The 8963-nt window shown below is 59.9% G+C and carries 8 protein-coding genes; 5 read left to right on the forward strand and 3 right to left on the reverse strand.

Translation table 11 applies throughout. The features are described 5' to 3' along the window. Positions 1-2: 2 nt before the first annotated feature. Positions 3-1415, reverse strand: coding sequence for an aminotransferase-like domain-containing protein (locus tag BFP93_RS10190; RefSeq protein ID WP_065892980.1), 1413 nt, complete (start codon positions 1413-1415; stop codon positions 3-5). 158 nt (positions 1416-1573) lie between these two features. On the opposite strand from BFP93_RS10190, the gene BFP93_RS10195 reads away from it, so the two are divergent. The 5 genes from BFP93_RS10195 (at position 1574) to BFP93_RS10215 (ending at position 5772) form a co-directional block, all read left to right on the forward strand. Further along, positions 1574-1756 carry a rubredoxin gene (locus BFP93_RS10195; protein ID WP_065885035.1) on the forward strand — a complete coding sequence of 61 codons (183 nt, stop codon included), beginning with the start codon at positions 1574-1576 and terminating at the stop codon, positions 1754-1756. Positions 1757-1783: 27 nt separating this feature from the next. Next, positions 1784-2653 (forward strand): sugar phosphate isomerase/epimerase family protein, encoded by an 870-nt coding sequence (locus BFP93_RS10200; RefSeq protein ID WP_065892981.1) that lies wholly within the window; start codon positions 1784-1786, stop codon positions 2651-2653. Positions 2654-2724: 71 nt separating this feature from the next. Continuing rightward, on the forward strand, positions 2725-3357 hold the full coding sequence (locus BFP93_RS10205) for a LysE family translocator (protein ID WP_057721872.1): 633 nt from the start codon (positions 2725-2727) through the stop codon (positions 3355-3357). A 78-nt stretch (positions 3358-3435) separates the two neighbouring features. After that, entirely contained in the window at positions 3436-4494 is a 1059-nt protein-coding gene (locus tag BFP93_RS10210) for a diguanylate cyclase (RefSeq protein ID WP_065892982.1), read from the forward strand. A 48-nt stretch (positions 4495-4542) separates the two neighbouring features. After that, entirely contained in the window at positions 4543-5772 is a 1230-nt protein-coding gene (locus BFP93_RS10215; RefSeq protein WP_065892983.1) for a M20/M25/M40 family metallo-hydrolase, read from the forward strand. A 54-nt stretch (positions 5773-5826) separates the two neighbouring features. Here the strand turns inward: BFP93_RS10215 and BFP93_RS10220 are convergent, their stop codons facing one another. Together BFP93_RS10220 and BFP93_RS10225 are read right to left on the reverse strand one after the other, a co-directional pair. Next, a complete protein-coding gene (locus BFP93_RS10220; protein WP_065892984.1) occupies positions 5827-6246 on the reverse strand; it encodes a hypothetical protein in 420 nt (139 codons plus the stop codon). Positions 6247-6252: 6 nt separating this feature from the next. Continuing rightward, a partial coding sequence (locus tag BFP93_RS10225) for an RHS repeat-associated core domain-containing protein (protein WP_141687963.1) occupies positions 6253-8963 on the reverse strand: 2711 nt, incomplete at its 5' end.

Consider the following 8963-nt stretch of genomic DNA (forward strand, 5'->3'; position numbering starts at 1 on the left):
TTTCAGACTTGCGCAACCCGATGGCGCAGCAGCGCTTCAAATACCCGCTGCGCCCGTGGCTCATCACTGTGAGCCACATTGAAGCGCATCAAGTCCCGGTGAGCCGGGTCGTAGCCAAACAGCAAGCCGGGCGCCAGCACCATGCTGCGCTTCAGGGCTTGCTGGGCCAGCAGTTCGCCGTTGACCCCCGGCGGCAGGCGCGCCCAGATGAACATGCCGCCTTCGAAAGCCATCGGCAGTTCGCAGCCGCAGCGCTTGAGCCATTGCTCGACGCGCCCGCCGGCTTCCATCAGGCGCTGGACCATGCGCTTGCGGTGCTTGGCATAACTGCCTTCGCTGAGCATGCGGTACACGATCTGCTCGAACAGCTCCGAGGTCACGCCGCCGCTCATCAACTTCATGTTGGTCAGGTTGGCGGCCAGTTGTGGCGCGGCCACCACATAGCTGACGCGGGCATTGGCGCTCAGGATCTTCGAAAATCCCGACAGGTAGGTGACCTGATCCAGCCCGGCGACGGCGGCCAGGCGTGGCGGTGGGTTGGGGTGCAGGTCGCCGTAGAGGTCATCCTCGACGATATGGCAGTGGTACTGCTGGGTCAGTTGCAGCAGGCGAAACGCCTGGCTGGGGCTGAAGGAATGGCCCGTCGGGTTATGCAGCACGCTGGTGGTCAGGTACAGGCTGGGCCGGTGTTCGGCCAGTAGGTGTTCGAGGGCGGTGAAGTCGAAGCCGTCGGGGCGGCGTTCGAGCGTCACCACCTTGACGCCATGCAGGGCCAGGTTGGCGTGGAAGTTGAAGTAGCACGGCGCGTCCAGCAGCACTGTGTCGCCGGGCCGTACCAGCAGACGCATGAGCATGTCCAGGCCCTGCACGGTGTTGGGGGTGGTGATGATCTGTTCCACCGGCACCGACAGGCCTTCGCCGTGGAGTTTCTGTTGCAGCGCCTGGCGCAACGGCAACAGCCCGGCCGGCGTGCCGAGCCCGGCGATGCGCAGCGACGGCGCGCGCACCACGCTGCGCATGGCCTGGCGGATGGCTTCGCCGTTCAGCCAGTCCTCCGGCAAGTGCCCGCCACCAGGGCGCAGCTCCCCACTGGCAGTGGCCAGTGGTCGGCGTAATACGCTGAGCAGGTCCTGGGGCAGCAGGTCGACCCAGGCCACCGACGCCGGGCGCGCGCTGTCCATCGCCACGAAATAGCCACGGCCCTGGCTGGAAGTGAGCAAGTGGCGCCCGCGTAGACGGTCCAGGGCCTCATTGAGGGTGAACTTGCTGACACCGAGGATTTCGGTCAGCTCGCGCACCGACGGCAACTTGCTGCCGGGCGCCCATTCACCGGCCTCGATGGCCTGGCTGAACGCATCCACGATCTGCTGGACCTTGGGTGTGCCTTCCACAAAGGCGATGGCCGATACCAACATGAAACGTCCTTATGTTTGCCGGTGCTTTTACCGGTGAAGTCAGGCGGGATTAGGCATCACTTTACCTGCCTGGCGCAATGCCATTGCCCTAGACTGCGCGCCATCTCGCCAGGAGTTGGCGAAATTTCCTATACGCGAGCAATGGATTCTGCACTCTCATGAAGACTTATATGTGTGCACCCTGCGGTTTTATGTACGTAGAAGCATTGGGCATTCCGGAGGACGGAATTCCCGCCGGCACCCCTTGGGAAGAGGTGCCTGAAGACTGGACATGCCCGGATTGCGGCGTGACCAAGGCCGATTTCATGGCCATCGAACTCGCTGACGCTGTCACCGCCTGATCCTCCATCAACGAAAGGAATCGCTCCATGGAAAGCAAACTGATCAACCCTACCGTGCCGTTCTGCACCGGTGTGGCCCACCAGAAATACCTGGCCGCGGAACAGGGCCTGCAAGCCGCCATCGAAGGGCAGTGCACCCATTGGTATGTGGACGGCAGCCTGTTCGGCGAAATGGTCGACGACTGGACCGATGCGCGCATCGAAAGCCTGTTGGCGCAGATCGCCGCCAGTGGGGTCAAGCCGGTGTTCCATGGCAACTTCAAGGCGCCGCTGGGCAGTGACGTCGAGGCGTTTCGCGTGGCGGCGGTGGCCTATGTCAAGCAGGAGATCGATATCGCCAGTCGCCTCGGCGCGCCGCTGATCATTCACGGTGGCTGCATCGTCGAGCCGAAAATGGTACTCAAGGCCAAGAAAGTGGCGCTGGAGCATTACCTCAAGTCAGTCCAGGAACTGGCCACTTATGCGGCGACCAAGGGCACGGACATCTACCTGGAAAACCTGTCCAACTACGTCAACTATCGTCCTTTCCACTACATCTTCACCCATGAGGCTGAATACGCATTTGTGTTCGAGCGCCTGCAAGCCCACGACAACGTGTATTTCTTCCTCGATGCCGGCCACGCCAACATCGAGGACGGTCTGCCGGCGGCCGTGGTGCGCAAGTATCACCACTTGATCAAGGGCATTTCCTTCAGCAACAACAACGGCGTGCAAGACCAGCACTTCGGCATTCACGACGGCAACTGCGACTACGCCGACGTCATGCAGGCCATTGTCGAAACCAACTGGAAAGGCCTGGTGGCGTTTGAAACCCGCAACCAGACCGCCAAGGCGGCCCTGGCCGACCTGGCCTTGATGTACCGCGAATCCCTGACGACCGAAATCGCCGTCGCCTGATGTCATCCAGGGGTGTGCGCCTGTGGCGTGCACCCCGTTGTTGCCGTTCTCTCCATTCAAGGTCCCGGACCATGACAAGTGCGTTAACGCTGTCTTCGTTTCTCTACTTCCTGTTGTTCTGCGCCACCATGACCTTCAGTCCCGGTCCCATGACCCTGTTGCTGTTGAGCCTGGGCTTGAAGGATGGCCTGCGCAGTTCGATTCCGGCGCAGATCGGCGCCAGTGTGTCGTACCTGATTTCGATCCTGATCTTTGCCGTGGGCTTTTCGGAGCTGATCAAGGGCAACCTCGCGATTACCCAAGCCATCCAGTTTGTCGGCGTGGCCTACATCCTTTACCTGGCCTACAAGCAGTGGACCAGCAGCGGCGTGTCGATCGACAAGGCCGGCGCCGTGGAGGGCTCGCGCAGCCTGTTCGGCAAAGGTTTGCTGACCGGCTTTTCCAATCCCAAGACCATCATCATGTTCAGCGCCGTGTTCCCGCAGTTCGCCGGGGCGGGTGAGCACAGCTCAGCGGCGGATATCGCCATCCTCGGCCTGACGTTCCTGCTGCTGCAATTTGCCAGCGGCTGCCTGTACTGCTATTTCGGCCAGCGCATCAAGCACGTGCTGGAAAATCCCAGGCGGCGAGTGCTGCTGCAGCGGATCACGGCGGTGATGCTACTCGGCGTGGCGGTCATGCTGGCACGCGGCTTTTCGCATTGAAGCATTAGCTTGCACGCAGTAGTGGCGTTTTGACTTTGCCCTGATAGACTTCAGGGATTCACCCAGGATGCCCCTATCATGCCAGCCGTCGGAGGAAATGGACTTCCGCTCGCTTCGCGCTTGTACAAATCCCGTCTCCTGGGTATGACGCTCGGCTTTGTGTGCGTGGCGTTTGCGATGTATCCGCTGAACCCGTCCCCATGGGTGTGGGCCTGGATGCTGATCAACGCGTTTGTCTGGCCGCACCTGGCGTTTCAAGCGTCGTTGCGTGCCGTCCATGCGTTGCGCAGTGAGCGCCGCAACCTGTTGTTCGACTCCTTCTGCGGCGGGTTCTGGGTTGGTGCGATGCACTTCAATCCGCTGCCCAGCGTCACCACGTTGTCGATGATGAGCATGAACAATGTCGCCATCGGCGGGCCGCGCTTCATGCTGGCGGGGTGGGTGGCCCAGGCCCTGGGTATCGCCACGGCGCTTTTGATATTCACGCCGGCCTTTATTGCCGTGACCAGCCAGGTGCAGTTGTACGCCTGCCTGCCGATCCTGATGCTGTACCCCCTGGTTCTGGGCTGGATCTGCTATCGCCAGGCGCTGACACTGGCGCGGCACAAGCGCGAACTGCTGGCGCTGAGCCGCACCGACAGCCTGTCGGGCCTGCTCAACCACGGCGCCTGGAAAGACCATCTGGAAGTCGAGTTCCAGCGTTGCCGCCGTGGTCCGGCGGGAGCGGCCATTGCGCTGATCGATATCGACCACTTCAAACTCATCAACGACACCTATGGCCATGTCACCGGTGATATCGTTTTGCGCCAGTTGAGCAAGGTCTTGCGCCAGAACCTGCGCGGCACCGACCTAGCCGGGCGCTACGGCGGCGATGAGTTCTGCGTGATCCTGCCGGACATGCCGCTCAACCGCGCCACTGAGGTGATGGACGCCCTGCGTGATCGTTTCAACGCCTTGGCGTACGCCCAGGACCCGACCCTGCGTGCCAGCTTGAGCATCGGCCTGGCGCTGTATCACCCCGGCCATGCCGACTCCATCAGTTGGCTCAACGATGCCGACCGTGCCTTGTACGAAGCCAAAAGCAGCGGGCGCAACCGGGTCAACTCACTGCAGGGGGCTTGGTTGCGGTCCGTTTAGTGGGGTAGGGTGTGGCGATCTCCCTTCAACAAAAACAAGGACCGGTTCATGCCCTTCACCTTCCCCCGTACCCTTCTGGCCGCGACCCTGGCCTTGTCCTTCGCTCTGCCGGCCTACAGCGCCGAACCGCACAAGCAAATCCAGGCGGATGCCGTACAGTACAAGGCCGACGCCCTGAAACTGCTGGAACGCCTGGTGAATATCGACTCCGGCTCCGGCTACGAGCCCGGCCTGGCCAAAGTGCGCGATATTGCCGTGGATGAATTGAAACAGCTGGGTTTCAGTATCCAGCTGGTGCCGGACAAGGCCGCCAACAGCAGCCATGTAGTCGCCACCCTCAAGGGCACCGGCAAGGCCAAGATCCTGCTGATGGCGCACATGGACACCGTGTTCAAGGAAGGCTCGGCCGCCGAGCGTCCGTTCCATATCAAGGATGGCCGTGCCTATGGCCCCGGCGTGATGGACGACAAAGGTGGCATCGTGGCCGGCATCTACGCGCTGAAAGTCCTGAAAAACCAGGGTTTCAAGGACTATGCGCAAATCACCTTCCTGCTCGATGCCAGCGAAGAAACCGGCTCCGACGCCGCGTCCGAACTGATCCGCACCACCGCCAAGGGCCATGACGTGACCCTCAACCTGGAACCCGGCCGCCCGGCCGATGGCCTGGTGGTCTGGCGCAAGGGCAGCGCTACCGCCGTGGTCGAAGTCAAAGGCAAAGCCGCCCACGCCGGCGTCGCGCCCGAATTGGGGCGCAACGCCGCCATGGAAGTTGCGCACCAGGTCCTGCAACTGGGCAAGCTGGGGGACGAGGAAAAGAAAACCACCATCAACTTCACCGTGCTCAAGGCCGGCGACCGCACCAACGTCATCCCCGACCAGGCCACCGCCAAGGCCGACGTGCGCGCGGCGTTGCCGGAAGAGTTCGACCGCATCGAGAAAGACCTGGCGCGGGTTTCAGCGGACAAACTGATCCCCGAAACCGAAGTCAAGACCACCCTGCAACGCGGGCTGCCGCCAATGCCGCAAACGGCGGAATCGGACAAACTCGTCGCGATTGCCCAGGGCATCTACGGCGAGTTGGGCAAGACCCTGACCATCGAAGGCAGCGGCGGCGCCGCGGATGCAAGCTTGTCGGCCGGGGTAGGGACGCCGACGCTGGATGGGTTTGGGATCGTGGGCGGGAATATTCATACGTCGGAGGAGTACGCCGAGGTGGAGAGTGTGGTGCCTCGGGTTTATTTGTTGAGTCGGATGATTATGGAGTTGGCCAAGCGTTGAAGTAGGTCATGCACTTGTGGCGAGGGAGTTTGTTCGCTCGCCACAGGCGGTGGGTTACCAAGTTGATTGGTCTTCGCGGCTGGCTTTTTGGAGGTCGTCTTTCCAGACTTCATTGGCGAGTCGGTAGATGTCGGCGAAGAAACCTCGAAGGTCGACTATTTCTGTTTCATCCCAGGCCATCGTAGTGTATTTGTCTGGATCGTCCTCAAAGTAAGATTGGAAGTTGAAATTCACGCTGTTTAAGGCGAAGGATAAGCTTTCTATTAATTTGTATCTGTGTCGATAGGAGAGTCTTTTGTATGGGTCTAAGCAATATTTTAGTATGAGATTTTCTCTGTCTTTACTGTCATTCGGGTTATAGCGAGCGAGTTCTTTTCCCTTGGTTTCTTCCCTGTCATAAATATCAAAAACTCCTACGAAATAGTAAAGGCTGGCGTCGAATGGGACGGTGTCGGAGCCGGGGTGATATAACATGTGTTGTCATTCCTTAATGGGGAATAAGGTGAAAGGTGTGCCGTCTTCTCGAAATTTCATTTCTACAGCATTCATGGATGGGTTAAAGGTTGGGTTGGTTGGGTCTCTTCTGTTTGGCCTGTAGCCTCGTCCAGCTCCTGGTAATTCTAAACGTACAATATCGTTTCTGTTGTCATCAACGCCGGTGTAGCGCGGTAGCCCCCGCTCTGTCCGCGAGGTGGCTTTTGTCCATGCCTGAAGCTGAAACTTCCAACTGTTAAATTGCGAACTCGGGACGCCCCTTCTATTTATTGGTGTTCTACCCGTTATTGGGTCTGTTCCATCAAACGATCGCCTTTCCACCTTGTGATGCTCTACCTCCGGGCCGTGCTTGCCGACCATATGCATGTCGTACTTTTCTTCGTACTCCAGGATTCGACGCTTCGCATTGGCCTCGGTAAGTTCCTCAATCCTGGCCTGTCTAGCTGTCAGCCGCGGCTCGGGAGTTCGTGGCTCACCGGAGTCAACTCTAGCGGAATCAAAAGGACTTTGGGCTTTATAGGCTGGTCTGCATTCAGCGGATTCCGGACAAGAACTTAATCCCAGCGGATCCACCCAACCCGTAGGATTGGGCACGTACTGGTAGGCATTGATCCCACCCGCCAGCTTCACCGGATCAGGCGTCAGGTAACGACCAATATCCGGATGGTAGTAGCGATGCCGGTTGTAGTGCAGGCCGCTTTCCTGGTCGTAGTACTGGCCTTGAAAACGTAGAGGGTTGTCGATTTTGCCTACGTCGAGGCGGCTGATTTCGCCGTAGGCGCGGTAGTGGGCGGACCAGGCGATGTCGCCTTCGGGGGTGGTGAGTTCCTGCGGTGTGCCGAGGTGGTCGAGTTGGTAGTAGTAGGGCTTTACGTTTTCTGGACCGAAGCCTTCCAGCAGTGCCAACGGACGGAAGCTGTCGGGTTCGTAGAGGTAGCTGCGATGTTGATCGGCATGGTGTTCGGCGATCAGCTTGTCGCCTTGCCAGAAGAACTCCGTGGTTTTCTCTTCGATGGTTTTGCTGATGCGCCGACCAAACGGGTCATAGCGATAGCTTGCGGTTTGGCCGTTGGGTTGGGTGACGCCGATCAGCCGGTGCTGGCAGTCGTAGCGGTACTCGGTGACGAGTTGCTGGCCCTTGCCACGCCGTTCACGGATAAGGTTGCCGAAGGCGTCGTAGTCGTAATGGTGGTCGCCTTGGATCATCAGGCGATTGCCCGCCACGATGTCGGGCCCCGGCCTGTCTTGCATAAGCAAATTGCCGGCGGGGTTGTGGCCGAAACGCTCCTGCACATCCTGCGAATGATCCGCCCGTGTCAGACGCTGGAGTGGGTCGTAGCGATAAAGGTGTTCGCCTTTGCGGGTGTCGAGCAGGCGGGCGAGGTTGCCGGCTTTGTCGTAGTCGTATTGGCGTTGGTAAAGGTGGTTTCCTTGCTGGGTGACGGCGTGGGCGTGCAGGCGGTTTTGGTCGTCGTAGTGGTAGTGGCTGAGCAGTTGGCCTTGTTGGCGTTGGTGTTCGCGACCGGCGTGGAACAGGTGGGAGGTCAGCAGTGCGCCATTCAGCTCGACGGTGGCCAGGTGGCCGCCTTTGTCGTGGTTGAAGGTCAGGCGGTTGTTGTCGGGCAGGCGCAGGTCTTTTAACTGACCGCAGGCGTCGTAGCCGTAGCGCAAAGTGCCCCAGCCCTGGTGCTCAGCAGTGAGGCGGTTTTGTTTGTCGTACTCGTAGGCCAGCGCCCAGTGGCCGTCTTCGACGCTGAGGAGGTTGCCTTGGCGGTCGTAGATGTAGTCGACCGTGTTGCCATCGGGCAAGGTTTTTCTTACAAGACGACCGGCGTGGTCGCGCTCGTAACGGGTAACAAGCTGACTGCCATCGTCGCCGTGTTCGGTCTTTTCCAGCAGGTTGCCGTTGAGGTCGTAGGCGTAGGCGGTGCGTTGGCCGTCGAAGCCGGTTTCCTGTCGGATCAGGCCGTTGGGGTGGTAGTCCAGTTGGTAGGTTTCGCCGACTTCGTTTTCGATTTCGGTCAGCAAAAGGCGGGCGTTGTCGTAGCGGTACTTGACCTGGGTGCCGTCGGCATTGATGCGGCGGCTGATCAGGTGCAAGCCGTCGGCGTATTCGTAGCGGGTGAGGTGGCCGAGTTCATCGCGTTCGGCGATGATTTTTCCGTAGGGGTTGTAGCTGAATTCCCGCGTAGCGCCGTCCGGCAGTACCCAGCGAGTCAAGCGTCCTACAGCGTCCCATTGATACTGAGTCAGCGCGCCGTATTCATCCTCCCGCGCAACCTGCCGCCCCAGGTCGTCATAGCGATAGCGCTTGATCCCGCCATTGGGCAGCTGTTCTTCAACAAGCTGCCCACGCTCATTCCACATCAGCCGATGACAACTGTGGTCGGGATACCAGACCCCGGTCAGTTGTCCCCGCTTGTCGTAGCTGTAATCCGTCGCGTCGCCGTCCGGATCAAGTTTGCGGATGACATCGCCTTGCTCATTACGCTCGTATTTCCAAACCGCCTCACCACGCCGCACGACCCGTACGAAACCATTGTCATGCTCGTAGGACGTCGGCTCATCATCTCCCGGAAACAGCGCGACCAAGCGTCCGGCGTCGTCGTACTGATACGCCGTCACCGCGCCCAGCGGGTCCTGCTCGACGGTCAGTCGGCCCTTGTCGTCGTAGGATTTGAAATGCCGGGCACCGT

This window comes from Pseudomonas sp. 44 R 15 (assembly GCF_900004965.1).
In the GTDB taxonomy this organism is placed as follows: Bacteria; Pseudomonadota; Gammaproteobacteria; order Pseudomonadales; family Pseudomonadaceae; genus Aquipseudomonas; species Aquipseudomonas orientalis_A.